This window comes from Streptomyces tubbatahanensis (genome assembly GCF_022699385.1).
Classification (GTDB): domain Bacteria; phylum Actinomycetota; class Actinomycetes; order Streptomycetales; family Streptomycetaceae; genus Streptomyces; species Streptomyces diacarni.
This window is the reverse complement of the sequence record NZ_CP093846.1, coordinates 5805141-5819752: the sequence shown is the minus strand read 5'-3', so window position 1 is coordinate 5819752 and position 14612 is coordinate 5805141. Positions and strand designations below refer to the sequence as shown.

At 70.7% G+C, this 14612-nt stretch carries 15 protein-coding genes; 7 read left to right on the top strand and 8 right to left on the bottom strand.

All coding sequences use genetic code 11. The features are described from left to right. Positions 1–90: 90 nt before the first annotated feature. From dapF to miaA, 3 genes are all read right to left on the bottom strand, one after another. Positions 91–975: a diaminopimelate epimerase gene (dapF, locus tag MMF93_RS25160; RefSeq protein ID WP_242755030.1), complete on the bottom strand. Its 885-nt coding sequence runs from the start codon at positions 973–975 to the stop codon at positions 91–93. A 230-nt stretch (positions 976–1205) separates the two neighbouring features. Continuing rightward, entirely contained in the window at positions 1206–1871 is a 666-nt protein-coding gene (locus tag MMF93_RS25155) for an ICP22 family protein (RefSeq protein ID WP_423835634.1), read from the bottom strand. 108 nt (positions 1872–1979) lie between these two features. Then, a complete protein-coding gene (gene miaA, locus MMF93_RS25150; RefSeq protein WP_242755028.1) occupies positions 1980–2951 on the bottom strand; it encodes a tRNA (adenosine(37)-N6)-dimethylallyltransferase MiaA in 972 nt (323 codons plus the stop codon). A 182-nt stretch (positions 2952–3133) separates the two neighbouring features. On the opposite strand from miaA, the gene MMF93_RS25145 reads away from it, so the two are divergent. Together MMF93_RS25145 and MMF93_RS25140 are read left to right on the top strand one after the other, a co-directional pair. Continuing rightward, positions 3134–3583, top strand: coding sequence for a hypothetical protein (locus MMF93_RS25145; RefSeq protein WP_242755027.1), 450 nt, complete (start codon positions 3134–3136; stop codon positions 3581–3583). A gap of 45 nt (positions 3584–3628) precedes the next feature. After that, positions 3629–3934, top strand: coding sequence for an antitoxin (locus tag MMF93_RS25140; RefSeq protein WP_242755025.1), 306 nt, complete (start codon positions 3629–3631; stop codon positions 3932–3934). 222 nt (positions 3935–4156) lie between these two features. Here the strand turns inward: MMF93_RS25140 and MMF93_RS25135 are convergent, their stop codons facing one another. The 3 genes from MMF93_RS25135 to MMF93_RS25125 all read right to left on the bottom strand — a co-directional run bounded on the left by MMF93_RS25135 (position 4157) and on the right by MMF93_RS25125 (position 7168). Continuing rightward, on the bottom strand, positions 4157–4864 hold the full coding sequence (locus tag MMF93_RS25135) for a class III extradiol dioxygenase subunit B-like domain-containing protein (protein WP_242755023.1): 708 nt from the start codon (positions 4862–4864) through the stop codon (positions 4157–4159). Between the two features lie 189 nt (positions 4865–5053). Next, the gene (gene miaB / locus MMF93_RS25130) at positions 5054–6607 is read right to left on the bottom strand and encodes a tRNA (N6-isopentenyl adenosine(37)-C2)-methylthiotransferase MiaB (protein WP_242755021.1); all 1554 of its coding nucleotides are present in this window, start codon (positions 6605–6607) and stop codon (positions 5054–5056) included. Positions 6608–6703: 96 nt separating this feature from the next. Further along, positions 6704–7168: an ATP-binding protein gene (locus tag MMF93_RS25125; protein WP_242755019.1), complete on the bottom strand. Its 465-nt coding sequence runs from the start codon at positions 7166–7168 to the stop codon at positions 6704–6706. Between the two features lie 279 nt (positions 7169–7447). On the opposite strand from MMF93_RS25125, the gene MMF93_RS25120 reads away from it, so the two are divergent. Beyond that, positions 7448–8482, top strand: coding sequence for a TAXI family TRAP transporter solute-binding subunit (locus tag MMF93_RS25120; RefSeq protein WP_423835514.1), 1035 nt, complete (start codon positions 7448–7450; stop codon positions 8480–8482). Here MMF93_RS25120 and MMF93_RS25115 read toward each other — a convergent pair. Then, entirely contained in the window at positions 8461–9909 is a 1449-nt protein-coding gene (locus MMF93_RS25115; RefSeq protein WP_242755016.1) for a sensor histidine kinase, read from the bottom strand. The two genes, MMF93_RS25120 and MMF93_RS25115, sit on opposite strands and share 22 nt — an antisense overlap. 26 nt (positions 9910–9935) lie before the next feature. Further along, positions 9936–10676 (bottom strand): response regulator transcription factor, encoded by a 741-nt coding sequence (locus MMF93_RS25110; protein ID WP_242755013.1) that lies wholly within the window; start codon positions 10674–10676, stop codon positions 9936–9938. 251 nt (positions 10677–10927) lie between these two features. Between MMF93_RS25110 and MMF93_RS25105 the strand changes: the two genes are divergently transcribed. The 4 genes from MMF93_RS25105 to MMF93_RS25090 all read left to right on the top strand — a co-directional run bounded on the left by MMF93_RS25105 (position 10928) and on the right by MMF93_RS25090 (position 14511). Further along, complete coding sequence (locus MMF93_RS25105) at positions 10928–11713, top strand: amino acid ABC transporter ATP-binding protein (protein ID WP_242755010.1); 786 nt, start codon at positions 10928–10930, stop codon at positions 11711–11713. 92 nt (positions 11714–11805) lie between these two features. After that, entirely contained in the window at positions 11806–12717 is a 912-nt protein-coding gene (locus tag MMF93_RS25100; protein ID WP_242755007.1) for a glutamate ABC transporter substrate-binding protein, read from the top strand. A gap of 232 nt (positions 12718–12949) precedes the next feature. Next, complete coding sequence (locus MMF93_RS25095) at positions 12950–13597, top strand: amino acid ABC transporter permease (RefSeq protein ID WP_242755005.1); 648 nt, start codon at positions 12950–12952, stop codon at positions 13595–13597. Then, positions 13594–14511: an amino acid ABC transporter permease gene (locus MMF93_RS25090; protein ID WP_242755002.1), complete on the top strand. Its 918-nt coding sequence runs from the start codon at positions 13594–13596 to the stop codon at positions 14509–14511. The genes MMF93_RS25095 and MMF93_RS25090 overlap by 4 nt, the downstream gene beginning before the upstream one ends. The last annotated feature ends 101 nt before the right edge of the window (positions 14512–14612 follow it).

The window sequence follows — 14612 nt, the reverse complement described above, 5'->3', positions numbered from 1 at the left end:
CCCAGGGTGAGCCGTATCACCCCATCGTGCGACGCCGCGCGGACGGTGTCGCACGGGAGCCGCCGCCCCCGCCTCACGGCGGCCGCCTCTTTACGACAGCAGAGCGGTGTCGATCCGGCCCTCGGCGACGATCACGGCGGGTCCGGTCATTTCGATCTCCCCGTCGGCCCGCTCGGTGATCTCCAGCCGTCCACCGGGCACCTCGACCGTGTACGTCACCGGGGCGCCGTCCTCGCGCGGGGAGTAGCCGTCCCTGCGGGCGGCGGCCACCATCACGGCACAGGCACCGGTGCCGCAGGAGCGCGTCTCGCCCGCGCCGCGTTCGTGCACCCGGAGCGCGACATGCCGCGGGCCCCTGGCCACCACGAACTCGACATTGACACCGTCGGGGTAGGCCGTCGCGGGCCACACTTCCGGGGGATCCAGCAGCCGCCCCGCCTCCGCCAGGTCCGAGACGAAGGCGACCGCGTGCGGGTTGCCCATGCCGACCTTGTGCACCGGCCAGGTACGCCCTGCGGCGTGCACGGTGATCTCGCCGTCCGCCCCGTCCTGGGCTTCGGGCAGCTCGGCCGTGCCCATGCCGATGGTGATGTCGCCGCCGTTCTTGGCGATGTGGACCCGGCGCACGCCCGCGCGGGTCGCGATCGCGACGTCACCGGGCTCGGCCAGCCCCGCGCGTTCGAGGTAGCGGGCGAAAACCCGGGCGCCGTTGCCGCACATCTCGGCCACGGAACCGTCGCTGTTGCGGTAGTCCATGAACCACTCGGCGTCGTCGGCCATGGCCCTGGCCTCCGGATGCGTCGCCGCGCGGACGACGCGGAGGACGCCGTCGGCACCGATACCCGCCCTGCGGTCGCACAGCCGTGCCACCGTCTGCGGGGACAGGTCGAGCACGCCGTCCGGGTCCGGAATGATCACGAAGTCGTTCTCGGTGCCGTGGCCCTTGAGGAACGGCACGCCTGGTGCGCTGGTCACACCGCCGATCGTACGGGAGGCGGGGCCGAAGCGCGGAACGGGCCGAACCAGCGGGCCTTCGCAGGTCAGGCCACCTGACGGGCTGGTCGCATCAGGCGGCGGGCGCCGTGCCGGGACCGGTGGCGGCCCACGAAGGCACCCCGGGCAGTGCCCCGGCCAGTGGCGACCCGCCGAGGCCCCGGGACGTGCGTGACCAGTGATGCCCCGCAGAGGCCCCGGGCCGTGCGTGGTCAGTGGCGGAGGCGGTCGATCCGCCAGACCGCGAGCACCACGAGGGTGCACAGCACCACCGCGTAGCACAGGACCACACGCCAGTCGGGCCGTCTGCCCGAGCCGCGTGCCGGGAGCCCCGGCCAGGTGTGCCCCACCCTGCGGGCCGCCATCACGCCCCAGCCCGCCGCGCAGCCGCACAGCAAAAACCCCAGCATGGAGACCATGGCGCCCGAGCTGCCGCCCGGCTCGAAAGCCAGCGGGAAGGCGAACATCAGCGAACCGAGGGCGCCGAGAATCACGATGGGGGCGAGCTGCCACAGGCGCAGCTTGCGCTGCGGCCGCAGCTCGTGGGGCTCGACCGGCGGGCCGGTGGCCATGGGGTCCTCCCCCGGCTCCTCCCGCGCCGGATCGGCAACGCTGTCCGGGACGGCAACGCTGTCCGGGACGGCGGAGCGCTCCGGGACGGCGATGCCGTCTTCGTCAGCGTCCCTGCCCGGGTCGGTGCCGCTCTCCGGGGCGGAGCCTGCCTGTGTGCGAAAGCCGGAGGGGCGCCCGACGCCGGACGACCGCTCGGGTCCGGCCTGCGGTTCCCCCTCGGGTCGCTCGGTGTCAGCGAACGACTCGCTGTCGGCACAAGGCCCGGTATCCGTCGCCGAGGAGTTGTCGCGAGGGCCGGCCTCCATTGCCACACGCCCTCCCAACTCCGGTTTTATGGATCCCAACGATGGACGATGATGGCACGCCTGCGGTAACGGGACGGTTGCGCAGGGCTTCCCGATGCCATCACGTGATCAGGCTGTAACCGCGCGCGTCAGCAACGCCAGCGCCGCACCCGGCAGTTCCCGCCTGTCGGCCGCCGCACCACTGAGCCAGTTCACCCGTGGATCGCGGCGAAACCAGGAATCCTGGCGGCGCGCGAAGCGCTTGGTGGCGCGGATGGTGACCTCGCGCGCCTCTTCGAGGGAACACTCGCCCGCGAGGGCCGCGAGGACCTGCTGGTATCCGAGGGCACGGGGCGCCGTGCGCCCCTCCCGCAACCCGCGCTTCTCCAGCTGCCGCACCTCGTCGACCAGGCCGGCCTCCCACATCAGGTCGACACGGCGGGCGATCCTCTCGTCCAGTTCCGGCCTGGCGACGTCGACGCCTATCTGCACGGTCTCGTAGACGGACTCGTGGCTCGGCAGATTCGCCGTGAACGGTCGTCCGGTGAGCTCGATGACCTCCAGGGCGCGGACGATACGGCGGCCGTTGCCGGGCAGGATCGTCCGAGCCGCTTCCGGGTCGGCCGCGGCCAGGCGGGCGTGGAGCTCGCCTGAGCCCATCTCGGCCAGTTCCGCTTCCAGCCTGGCCCGCACCCCGGGGTCGGTGCCGGGGAACTCCATCGCGTCGAGCGCCCCGCGGACGTACAGGCCCGAGCCGCCGACCAGCACCGGCACCCGCCCCTGGGCGCGCAGCCTGTCGATCTCGGCTCGGGCCAGCCGCTGGTACTCCGCGACGCTCGCGGCCTCGGTGACGTCCCAGATGTCGAGCAGATGGTGCGGTACGCCTTTCCGTTCCGGCAGCGTCAGCTTCGCGGTGCCGATGTCCATCCCGCGGTACAGCTGCATCGAGTCGGCGTTGATGACCTCGCCGCCCAGCTCCTGGGCGAGGAAGACACCCAGGTCGGACTTGCCGGCCGCGGTGGGCCCCACGACGGCGACGACGGGCGGCGCGCCCTGCGGGGAAACCGGCGAGGTGGGCGGGGTGGCGGCATGGGCGTTCACCCGTCAAGTCTCGCAAACCTGGTTGCGGCTTCTCGAACGAGCGACGTGACGCGTCACCTCCGAGGTCGTTGCCCGATGCGAGGTTCCGACAGCCGGTTTCCGCACCGGTGCCCTGGGGCGACGCAATGGGACGCTCCGCGAGGCGCGGGATTTCGCCCACACGAGTATGGTCTGGAGTGGATATGGGCGTGTTTGCGAAGATTCTCCGTCGTTCGTCCACCAAGTCAACACAGGACAACCCCGAGGCCACCCCCGCGGAGGAAGCCGGAACTGACACCTTCGCTCAGCGCGGAGCGCGGGACGGGGCCGGATCGGGCGACACCGAGCCGACGGCGCGCGCGGGGACCGAGGACGAGCACAGCACGGGCCACGAGGCCACTCGCGAGAGCCCGCCCGAAGAGAGCTCCTCGCACGCCACTCCCCCGGCGCCCGAGAGCGAGAACACCGAGAGCACTGAGAGCACCGAGAGCACCGAGAGCACCGAGACGAGCGGTGGCGGGACGGCGGCGGACGGCAGGGAGGGCAGGACGGCGGCTAGGGTCGAGAACAGCGAGGGGGCCGTCGGCATCCCCAAGCAGCAGTCCGCCGACGAGGCCGCCGACAGCGAGACCGGGGACAACGCCCGCAAGTAGACCGTGCGGCCCCCGCCCGCACGGCATGGCAGGAAGGTGACCGCGATGGGCTTCATGGACAAGGTCAAGGGCATGCTGGGCCAGCATGGCGACAAGGTCCAGCAGGGGCTGGACAAGGCGGCGAAGGCCGCCGACTCCCGGACCAAGGGCAAGTACAGCAGCCAGATCAGCAGCGGCACCCAGAAGGCCAAGGACGCCGCTCAGCGGCTGGCCGACGAAGGCCGCGGCCAGGGTGGCCAAGGCGGTCAGAGCGGCTCGGGAGGTGGCCCCACAGGCGGCGGCCCGACGGGCGGCGGGAGCGGTTCCGGCCCGACAGGCGGCGGGAGCGGCACAGGCGGCACAGGCCACTGAGCCACACTGCGCCACGCTTCCGGCGATCCGGGCGACACCGCCGGGCCCGGCCGGCCCCGGCGTCCCGCTGAGGCCACCTGGGCTGCCTGGGCTGCATGGGCTGCCGCAGCGCTACGACAGCAGCGCGGCCGGGGTCATGAAGCGCACCCCGGCCGCGCTCTGTGTTGCGACCGGTTCCGGGCGCGTACGGACGGGCTCAGGGCCCGCAGGGCATCCGGCCGGTCACGACCAGCTGGCGACGATGTACCCCACTCCGTAGGGCGCCTCGTCGTACAGGAGACGACCGGCCAGCCCGGACCCCTGCGCCGCACCGGCGAGTGTCTGCCAGGAGGAACGCCCGGCCGCTCCGAGGTCGTAGGCCAGCTCCTCGTCCAGTGCGAGCAGCGCTGCGGTGTCGGCGGCGCCCAGCGCCCGTGCGGCCTCGGCGTCGAACGCGGCGGCGCGCTCGTCGAAGTAGCCGGGGGCCTTCAGGGTGCGGCAGTTGCTGCCGTCGCCCATGACGAGCAGGGCGACACGGTCGGCGCTCGCCGCGAGCTCCCCGCCCGCCTCCTGGCAGCGGGCTCGCGTCAAGGGCTCACCGACGCCGAGCCCTTCGACGGGACAGCTCGTCCAGTCCGTACGGTCCAGCAGCCAGGCGCCGACCGCCAGGGAGGGCGGAAGGTCACGCCGGGCGGGCTCCCCCTTGCCCAGGCTCACTTCGAGAGGGACGCCGAACCCGGCGAACGACCCGCGGGCGCCCTGGGGATGCGCCCCCCGGCCGGCCTGTTCGGCGGGGCCGATCACATGGAGCTGATCGGGACGGGCAGCCGCCAGGACGCCGATGGCGTCGTAGCAGGCGGCGCGGGCGGCGTCCATCTCGGCGGCGGCACCGCCCGCGATCTCGGGTACGAGCAGCGGGGGGCAGGGGCATACGGCTGCGGCGACAAGCATGGCGCGCAGCTTAAGTGCCCCGCACACCACTTCCCACCCAGCCCGGGCCGAGACTCACCCGCGCGTGCGAGAACCCCATGAACGGGTGACGGCCCGGCGCGACGCGCGCGGACCATCTCCCCTGCGCGGGGCCACCGTTCGGACACGGGCACAGGCCCACACCGTTCAGGCCGCGCACGGACCCAGGAATCAGGCCGGGCAGCAGCCGTCGGTGGCCGCGGGCTGCGGCTCGGGAACGCCGACCGTGGGCAGGCCGAGCATCACGCCGCTGCCCTGCTGTCCCGGTGCGGCCTCGGCCGCGGTACGGCGCTCCCAGGCGTCGCCTGCGCGCGTGCGGCGCACCGCCTTGGCGGGGCCCTCGGCGAGCAGGTGGTGGGGCGCTGCGTAGGTGATCTCGACCGTCACCATGTCGCCGGGCCGCACCGGTTCCAGCGGGCGGGTGAAGTGCACCAGCCGGTTGTCGGGAGCGCGGCCCGACAGCCGCTGGGTGGCATCGTCCTTGCGGCCCTCTCCCTCGGCGACCATCAGCTCCAGGGTGCGGCCGACCTGCTTCTTGTTCTCCGCCCAGGAGATCTCCTCCTGGAGTTCCACCAGGCGTTCGTAGCGCTCCTGGACGATCTCCTTGGGGATCTGTCCCTCCATGTCGGCGGCGGGCGTGCCGGGACGCTTGCTGTACTGGAAGGTGAACGCCTGGGCGAACCGGGCCTCACGCACGACGTGCAGCGTCTCGGCGAAGTCCTCCTCGGTCTCGCCGGGGAAGCCGACGATGATGTCGGTGGAGATCGCGGCCTCGGGGATGGCGGCGCGGACCTTCTCGATGATGCCGAGGAAGCGCTCCTGCCGGTAGGAGCGGCGCATCGCTTTGAGGACGCGCGAGGAGCCGGACTGGAGCGGCATGTGGAGCTGCGGCATCACGTTAGGCGTCTCGGCCATGGCGGCGATGACGTCGTCGGTGAAGTCCCGGGGGTGAGGCGAGGTGAAGCGGACGCGCTCCAGCCCGTCGATACGGCCGCAGGCGCGCAGCAGCTTGCTGAAGGCCTCGCGGTCACCGATGTCGGAGCCGTAGGCGTTGACGTTCTGTCCGAGCAGGGTGATCTCGGTGACGCCCTCGTCGACCAGTGCCTCGATTTCGGCGAGGATGTCGCCGGGCCGGCGGTCCTTCTCCTTGCCGCGCAGCTGCGGGACGATGCAGAAGGTGCATGTGTTGTTGCAGCCCACGGAGATGGACACCCAGGCCGCGTAGGCGCTTTCACGGCGGGTGGGCAGCGTGGAGGGGAACGCCTCCAGGGATTCGGCGATCTCGACCTGCGCTTCGCTGCGCAACCGCGCGCGCTCCAGCAGCACGGGGAGTTTGCCGACGTTGTGGGTGCCGAAGACGACGTCGACCCAGGGAGCCTTCTTGACGATGGTGTCGCGGTCCTTCTGGGCGAGGCAGCCGCCGACGGCGATCTGCATACCGGGACGCGCGGCCTTCTTCGGAGCGAGTTGGCCGAGGTTGCCGTAGAGCCTGTTGTCGGCGTTCTCGCGGACGGCGCAGGTGTTGAAGACGACGATGTCGGCGGCGTCCGCGTCCTGGGGCGCGCGTACGTATCCGGCGCCCTCCAGCAGTCCCGCCATCCGCTCGGAGTCATGGACGTTCATCTGGCACCCGAAGGTGCGCACCTCGTACGTCCCCTTGACGTCCTGGACGTCCTGGACAGCCGTCTGGCCGTCCGCTGCCTGACTCCGGTCGCTACTGCTCATGCCCACAAGGGTAGGCGTTCTCACCGACGCCCTCGGCCGGGTGGGACAGGCGCACCTGGCGACCACCCGGGCATTGTGAGGCAGATCACTGCACGGTCACTCCGAGGCGGGTTCGTCCGACAGCCGCAGGGTGGCCCAGACGGTGTTGCCGGTGGTCAGGGAGGAGGCCCGGACCCCCCACTCGGCGGCGAGTGCGGCCACGATGCACAGCCCGCGACCGCTCTCATCCGCAGTCTCGCTCCGTTGGAGCTGCGGCTCCTCGCCGCCCCTGGCGGGGTCGTGGACCTCCAGGCGGAGCAGCGGAGCGGCGTGTGTGCCGCGCGGTGCCACGGTCGCACTGCAGACCAGTTGGGCCTCGGGCAGGCAGCGGGTGTGCACGACGGCGTTGGTGGCCAGTTCGGAGAGCAACAGCACCGCGTCGTCCGCCGTCGCGGAGGGTATCGGCGGATCGTGCCGCTCGCCCAGCCACCGGGCGAACGCGGCGCGCGCCCGTGCGATGTTCTGCTCCCGTGCGGGAAATCTCAGCTGCCAGCCCGGATCCGGGAAGTTCCGCGGCGGCACGGACGGATGGCCGGAGCCGCCGGTGAAAGCGGTCGAGGAGGCTGATGCGGGATCCCTGCGAGCGGGGGCGGCGTACACCTGGGGGCGCCTTCCGTCGGGCTGGTCCCGGTCCGCGGTGGGACCGTGACACGTCGTCTGCCCGTCACTATGGCCCCTTCCGTTCCACTCAGCAAGCGACAGTGTGAAAATTGCACTTCGTGACAGGCGGCTGTCCGTGCACGGGCGCACGTGAGCTGGGCCACTCCCCTCTCCCCCGACTTGCTGGCAGTATCCCCTTCCATGCCCAGCCTCCGTCCGCGAACCGCCTCCCGCCCGGTGTTCGGTCCTGACGGGTTCGCCGCCGGCCGCCCCCGTGTCCTGTGGGGCTCGGCCGCCGTCCTTATGGTGTGCGGACTGCTGGCATGGTGGCTGGTGCCCTCCCGTGCGCCTGCTCCCAGTGGCCAGATCACCTTCGCCACAGGGGTGCGGACGGGCGTGTACGAGCGCTACGGGACCCTCTTCAAACAGCGGCTCGCCCGCGACCTGCCCCGGGTGGAGCTGACACTGCAGCACAGCGAGGGCTCGGTGCAGAACGTGGCCCGGGTCGCCTCCGGCAAGGCGGACTTCACCATCAGCGCCTCCGACGCCCTTGCCACCTACCAGCAGGAGGGTGGCAAGGACGCCTCACGCATCCGGGCCTGCGCCCGGCTCTACGACGACTACATGCACCTGGTCGTGCCCAGGGACTCCCCTGTGAGCAGCGCGAAGGATCTCGAAGGGATGCGTGTCGGCGTCGGCGAGAAGCGCTCCGGGGTGTCCCTGGTGACCAGCCGGCTGCTCCGGGCCGCGGGCCTGGACATGGAGCACGACGTCCATCCGGTGCGAGAGGGCATCGACCGGATGCCCGCCCTGCTGTCCGAAGGGAAGCTCGATGCGTTCTTCTGGTCGGGCGGGCTGCCGACGGGTGCCATCGAGCGCCTGGCGGAGCGGACGGACATCCGGCTGGTACAGCTCGGCGACCTGCTGCCCCGGCTGCACGAACAGGGACACAGGACGGGCTACTACCGCGCCGCCGTCATGGCGCCGGACGCCTACCCGACAGTGCAGCGCGGCCGGTCCGTCAAGACGGTGGCGATCGCCAACCTCCTGGTGACCACGGACCGCACCGACCCCGCACTGACGGAGGGCATCACCCGCTCGGTCATCAAGAGCAGGGACCAGATAGGGCGCGAGGTGCACGCGGCCCAGAAGGTCGACCTGCGCACCGCCATCTACACCGACCCCGTTCCGCTGCACGAAGGGGCACGGCGCTACTACCGTTCGGCCAAGCCCTGACCCGTCACCTCCGGAGCCTCCCGCGGGACGGTGATCAGCACGCGCAGCCCCGCGGGGGAGTTGTGCGCGAACGAGAGCCCCGCGCCGCTGCCGGCGAGCAGGGCACGGGTGATGGACAGTCCCAGGCCCGAACCAGAGACGTTCTGGTGGCGCCCGCTGCGCCAGAAGCGGTCGCCCACCCGCTCCAGTTCCTCGTCGGTCAGCCCGGGGCCGCTGTCCCGCGTCTCGACCGTCACATGGTCGCCCTCCGCGCGGACGGTGACGGTGACCGTGCCGCCGTCGGGGGAGAACTTGACGGCGTTGTCGACGACCGCGTCCAGTGCGCTGGACAGCGCCACCGGATCCGCCCACCCGGTGGCTGCCGCCTGCCCGGCCGAGGTGAGCGTCACCCCCCTGCCTTCGGCGCTGGCCCGCCAGGAGGCGACCCGCTCCGCGGCGACCTCCGCGACATCGGTCAGCACGACGTGCGAAGCGTCGCTGTGTTCCGCTGAGGCCAGGTCCAGCAGGTCGTCGAGCACCCGGGCCAGTCGCTTCCCCTCCGCCCGCACGGAGGCCATCTCCTCGTTGCCCTCCGGCAGTTCCAAGGCGAGCAGTTCGATGCGCAGCAGGAGCGCGGAGAGCGGGTTGCGCAACTGGTGGGAAGCGTCGGCGACGAAGGCACGCTGCTGTTCCAGCGCCCCCTCCACGTTGCCCGCCATCTCGTTGAAGGAGTGCGCGAGCCTGCGCAGCTCCGGCGGGCCGACCGAGGCGACGACGCGCGAGGTGAACTTGCCCGTGGCGATCTCGTGCGTGGCCCGGTCCAGCGTGCGCACCGGCTTGAGGACCCAGCCGGTGAGCCGCAGCGCGGCGCCGACCGCCAGCAGCATGGCGGCGGCCTCACCGACGGCGATGGCCAGCCAGCCGCGCAGTATGCGCGAGCGCATCGGCCCTGTGGGCGAGTCGGTGAGCACCACGGCTGCCACGTCGCCGTCCCTGATGACCGGAGAGGCCACCGCGATCCGCCCCTCCCGCTGCCAGGGCCACACCTGGGGCGGATCGTGGCTGCGGCGCCCGGCCAGCGCCTCGGCGTACGCGCGCGCCCCGTCCGGCCTGCCGCCCTCCCCGGCGGTCTCGCTCTCAGGAGGCACCCGCCAGTCGCGGGGAGAGGCGGCCATGGTGCGGCCGTCCCGGTAGAAGACACCGGCACGGATGCCGTAGAGGTCCCGGTAGCGGTCCAACTCGTGCTGGAGGGTGGCCCGGCGCTCGTCGGGCAGGCTGGTGGAGGTGACGAACTGGGCGAGGGAGGCGAACCGCGCCGTGTCGTCGATCCGGTCGACCACCACGCGCTGCTGCTCGGCCTGTGCCTGACTGGCGGCCAGCGGGAAGCCGAGCGCGAGAAGGACCCCGGCCAGCAGGATGAGCAGCAGAGGGAGGAGGCGGCTGCGCACTGTGGATGTCTCCGGACCCGGCCGACTCAGACGCCCTGCGCTGCCATGCGGTAGCCGACGCCGCGCACCGTCTCTATGAGCGCGGGCCGCTGCAGCTTGGCACGCAGCGAGGCGACGTGCACCTCCAGGGTGCGTCCCGTCCCCTCCCAGCTGGTACGCCAGACCTCACTGATGATCTGTTCCCTCCGGAAGACCACGCCGGGCCGCTGGGCGAGCAGCGAGAGCAGGTCGAACTCCTTGCGGGTGAGCGGCACCGTCGCGCCGTCGACACTGACCTGCCGGGTGGGCAGCTCGATGGTGACGGCTCCGAGCCGGATCGTGCCGGGCGCGCCCGTACCGTCCCATCCCGGCTCCTGCGCCGTGCCGTTTCCCGACGGCGCTCCGCCCTCCGCGACGGATCCGCGGCGGCTGACGGCGTGGATCCGGGCGAGCAGCTCCCCCATGTCGTACGGCTTGACGACGTAGTCGTCGGCTCCGAGGTTGAGGCCGTGGATGCGCGACCGTACGTCGGCGCGCGCGGTCACCATGATCACCGGGGTGGTGCTGCTGCGGCGGATGCGCCCGCACACCTCGAACCCGTCCTGGTCGGGCAGGCCCAGATCCAACAGGACGACGGCGAAACCCGGACCCGGCCGGTCGCCCACCAGCAGTTGCTGAAGCGCCTCCGCGCCACTGCGCACGTGGGTCACCTCGAAGCCGTGCCGCGCCAGCACGGCGGAGAGCGCGGCAGCCACACGGTCGTCGTCCTCGACGAGCAGCAGTCTCACCCGGCACCCTCCTTCCCCGCGGTCCTGTCCTTGCCGATTGCTCCGACAGAGCATCCATTCCCATCGGCGCAGGTGAGTCAAGGGGCTCCCGGCCCGCCAGTGCATCCGTTACGCAGCCGGTACCGTCCCCTTTACCCAGTGTGCCCGGTTGCAGCCGGATCGTTATGCTCAATTTCAGCTCAGATGTAATGACGTTCACGCAGGCAGCTCACTAGGGTCCTCGCAACCGACGAGGACGGAGCTACACGCCGATGAGCGAAGTATCGGTGACCAAGGACGCACGCGGTCCCGAGCCCGCGACCGACAAGCTGGTCGTACTGGACAACGTCAACAAGCACTTCGGTGCCCTGCACGTCCTCCAGGACATTGACCTGACCATCGCCCGCGGCGAGGTCGTCGTCGTCATCGGCCCCTCGGGTTCCGGCAAGTCGACCTTGTGCCGCACCATCAACCGCCTGGAGACCGTCGACTCCGGCGGCATCACGATCGACGGCAAGCCGCTGCCGCAGGAGGGGAAGGAACTGGCGAGGCTCCGTGCCGACGTGGGCATGGTCTTCCAGTCCTTCAACCTCTTCGCGCACAAGACGGTGCTGGAGAACGTCACCCTCGGCCAGACCAAGGTCCGCAAGACGGACAAGCAGGCGGCCGAACAGAAGGCCCGCGCGCTGCTCGACCGGGTCGGCGTCGGCAACCAGGCCGACAAGTACCCCGCGCAGCTCTCCGGCGGGCAGCAGCAGCGCGTCGCGATCGCCCGGGCTCTGGCGATGGACCCGAAGGTCATGCTCTTCGACGAGCCGACCTCGGCCCTCGACCCCGAGATGATCAACGAGGTTCTGGAGGTCATGCAGCAGCTGGCCCAGGAGGGCATGACGATGGTCGTCGTCACCCACGAGATGGGCTTCGCGCGCTCGGCCGCGAACCGCGTCGTCTTCATGGCGGACGGCCGGGTCGTGGAAGAGGCCACCCCGGACCAGTTCTTCAGCAACCCGCGCAGCGACCGTGCCAAGGACTTCCTCTCGAAGATCCTGCACCACTGAGCCACAGGACCGCGGGGCCGGACGGCCACAGGGCCATGGAGCAGCGCAGCAGCGCACCGGGCCATCGACTGTTCAAGCAAGGGATGTTCACTATGAGGTTGTACAAGACCGCCGCGGCGGCAGCCGCTGTTCTGGCGCTCGCCGCCACCGCCGCGTGCGGCGGCAAGGAGGGCTCCGCGGGCGACAAGCCCAAGGACCAGACGAACGAGAAGGCGCTGCCGAAGTACGAGGTCGCCAAGGACGCCAAGGTCGACTCCCCCGTCGTGAAGAAGGCCCAGAAGCGCGGCAAGATCGTCATCGGTGCCAAGGCCGACCAGCCCTACCTCGGCTTCCAGGACCAGTCGACCAAGAAGTACTCCGGGTTCGACATCGAGATCGCCAAGATGATCGCCGCCGACCTGGGCTTCTCGCCGAAGCAGATCGAGTGGAAGACCGTCGACTCCGGCGCGCGCGAGACGACCATCTCCAAGGGCGACGTCGACCTGATGATCGGTACCTACACGATCAACGACGAGCGCAAGAAGCAGGTCGCTTTCGCCGGCCCGTACTTCCACGCGGGCGCCTCGCTGCTCGTCCGCAAGGACGAGAAGGAGATCACCGGGCCGGAGACCGTCAAGGGCAAGAAGGTCTGCTCCATCGTCGGTTCGACGCCTCTCCAGGTCATCAAGCAGCCGAAGTACGGCGCCAAGGTCACCGAGCTGAGCAAGTACTCCGAGTGCGTCTCGCAGGTCATCGACGGCCAGGTCGACGCCGTCACCACGGACGACGCGATCCTGATGGGCTACGCCGCGCAGAACCCCGGCAAGCTCAAGGTCGTCGGCAAGCCCTTCTCCGACGAGCCCTACGGCGTCGGCATGAAGCAGGGTGACGACGCCCTGCAGAAGGCCGTCGCCGACGCGATCAAGGCCCACCAGGACAACGGCGACTACAAGAAGGCGTACGAGGCCACCCTCGGCAAGTCCGGCTCCAAGTTCAAGACGCCGCCCGAGATCACCGAGAAGTGACGTGCCGCGCCTCGCTCCCCGGCGCCAGCGCCGCGCGGGGCGGGGCGCGCCCGTGTGACCGCGCGCGCCGCTGCGACCGCACACCCCGCTGTGACCGCGCGCGTACGGGCCGGCTCCCGGGCCACCGCCGTCACCCTCCCGCGTCCCCCTTCCACTCGCCTCCCCTGCTCTATCCGCACTTCCTCTTCCTCTTCCTGCCGCCGCAAGCTACGCGACTCCTCGCGGAGAACTCATGAACGTACTGCTCGACAACCTGGCGCTGTTCCGCGAGGGATTCCTGGGCACCTTGTCGCTCACCGCCGTCAGCGCCGTGCTCGCCGTGGTGCTCGGCCTCGTGATCGCGGGCTTCCGGGTCTCGCCCGTGCCACCGCTGCGCATCTTCGGCACACTGTGGGTGACGGTGCTGCGGAACACCCCGCTGACGCTGCTGTTCCTGGTCGCCTTCTTCGTGGTGCCCAAGGTTCTCTTCCCGGGCATCAACTCCTTCGTGCTGGCCGTCTGCGCCTGCGGCTTCTACACCTCGGCCTTCGTCGCGGAGGCAGTCCGCTCCGGCATCAACACCGTGCCGATGGGCCAGGCCGAGGCCGCCCGCGCCATTGGGATGAGCTTCACCCAGACCATGCGCATCGTGGTGCTCCCCCAGGCGACGCGCACCGTCGTACCGCCGCTGAGCAGCATATTCATCGCGCTCACGAAGAACACCGCGATCGCCGGCGCCTTCGACAACGTGGACCTGTTCAACATCCAGAAGACGCTCAGCAACGACGGTTACGACATCGCCGTCATCTTCATCTGGATCACCATCGGCTACCTGATCATCACGTACGCCATCAACGGCCTCTTCCGGCTGCTGGAGAACCGTCTGGAGGTCGCCCGATGAGCGCGAGCGTCCTGTTCGACGCACCCGGCCCCAAGGCCCGGGCCCGCAACGTCATCTACTCCGTCATCGGCAGCCTCGCGCTGCTGGGACTGCTCGGCTGGGCCGTCTACCGGCTCTACAACCGCGGCCAGTTCGCGGGCGAACTGTGGGACATCTTCAACTACGCGGGTATCCGCCAGAACATCCTGGACGCCCTGCTGTCCACCCTGAAGGTGTTCGCACTGGCGGGCGTCCTCTCACTGGTCTTCGCCGTCGTCCTGTGCGTCGCGCGGCTCTCGGACCACAAACCGGTCCGCTGGGTGGCACTGGTCTTCATCGACCTCTTCCGGTCGATCCCGCTGCTCATCACGATCTTCGCCCTGTGGGTCGGCATCCTCGGTGACATGACGTCCATGTGGGCGCTCGTCCTGGGCCTGACGATCTACAACGGCTGCGTCCAGGCCGAGGTGCTGCGCGCCGGCATCAACGCGGTCCCCAAGGGACAGGTCGAGGCGGCCTACGCGCTGGGCATGCGCAAGACCCAGGTGACCGTCTCGATCCTCTTCCCGCAGGCCGTGCGGGCCATGCTGCCGACGATCATCAGCCAGCTCGTCGTGACGCTGAAGGACACCTCCCTCGGCTTCATGATCCTCTACCCGGAGCTGCTGTACTCGGCCCGCCTGATCGCCAACAACACCCCGGTGGGCGGTGTCTACCCGACCGTGCAGACGGTCATCGTCTTCGGCGCCATCTACATCGCCCTCTGCCTCGCGCTGGCGTGGCTCGCGAAGTTCATCGAGCGCCGCGGCCGCAGGTCCAAGGCCGGCATCGCCCCCGCGGCGGGCGCGAAGGAACTCCAGGAAGTCGCGCCCTCCGGCAGCTCGGACCTCACACCCGCCCCCGGGCAGGGCACGGGAGACGTCCACAAGGACTAGGCCCTTTCGTTCGGATCTTGCTGGGACACTCGAAGCGACGTCAGGGCGGCGGCTCCCCGGAGCCGCCGCCCTGCCTCACGCCTCGCCCCGAGAGGCCGTCA

What these genes read in the sequence shown, in the direction of transcription:
- MMF93_RS25155 (WP_423835634.1), bottom strand. Translation starts at nt 1,871, where the DNA reads ATGGAGGCCGGCCCTCGCGACAACTCCTCGGCGACGGATACCGGGCCT.
- MMF93_RS25145 (WP_242755027.1), top strand. Translation starts at nt 3,134, where the DNA reads ATGGGCGTGTTTGCGAAGATTCTCCGTCGTTCGTCCACCAAGTCAACA.
- MMF93_RS25140 (WP_242755025.1), top strand. Translation starts at nt 3,629, where the DNA reads ATGGGCTTCATGGACAAGGTCAAGGGCATGCTGGGCCAGCATGGCGAC.
- MMF93_RS25135 (WP_242755023.1), bottom strand. Translation starts at nt 4,864, where the DNA reads ATGCTTGTCGCCGCAGCCGTATGCCCCTGCCCCCCGCTGCTCGTACCC.
- miaB (WP_242755021.1), bottom strand. Translation starts at nt 6,607, where the DNA reads ATGAGCAGTAGCGACCGGAGTCAGGCAGCGGACGGCCAGACGGCTGTC.
- MMF93_RS25120 (WP_423835514.1), top strand. Translation starts at nt 7,448, where the DNA reads ATGCCCAGCCTCCGTCCGCGAACCGCCTCCCGCCCGGTGTTCGGTCCT.
- MMF93_RS25105 (WP_242755010.1), top strand. Translation starts at nt 10,928, where the DNA reads ATGAGCGAAGTATCGGTGACCAAGGACGCACGCGGTCCCGAGCCCGCG.
- MMF93_RS25100 (WP_242755007.1), top strand. Translation starts at nt 11,806, where the DNA reads ATGAGGTTGTACAAGACCGCCGCGGCGGCAGCCGCTGTTCTGGCGCTC.
- MMF93_RS25095 (WP_242755005.1), top strand. Translation starts at nt 12,950, where the DNA reads ATGAACGTACTGCTCGACAACCTGGCGCTGTTCCGCGAGGGATTCCTG.
- MMF93_RS25090 (WP_242755002.1), top strand. Translation starts at nt 13,594, where the DNA reads ATGAGCGCGAGCGTCCTGTTCGACGCACCCGGCCCCAAGGCCCGGGCC.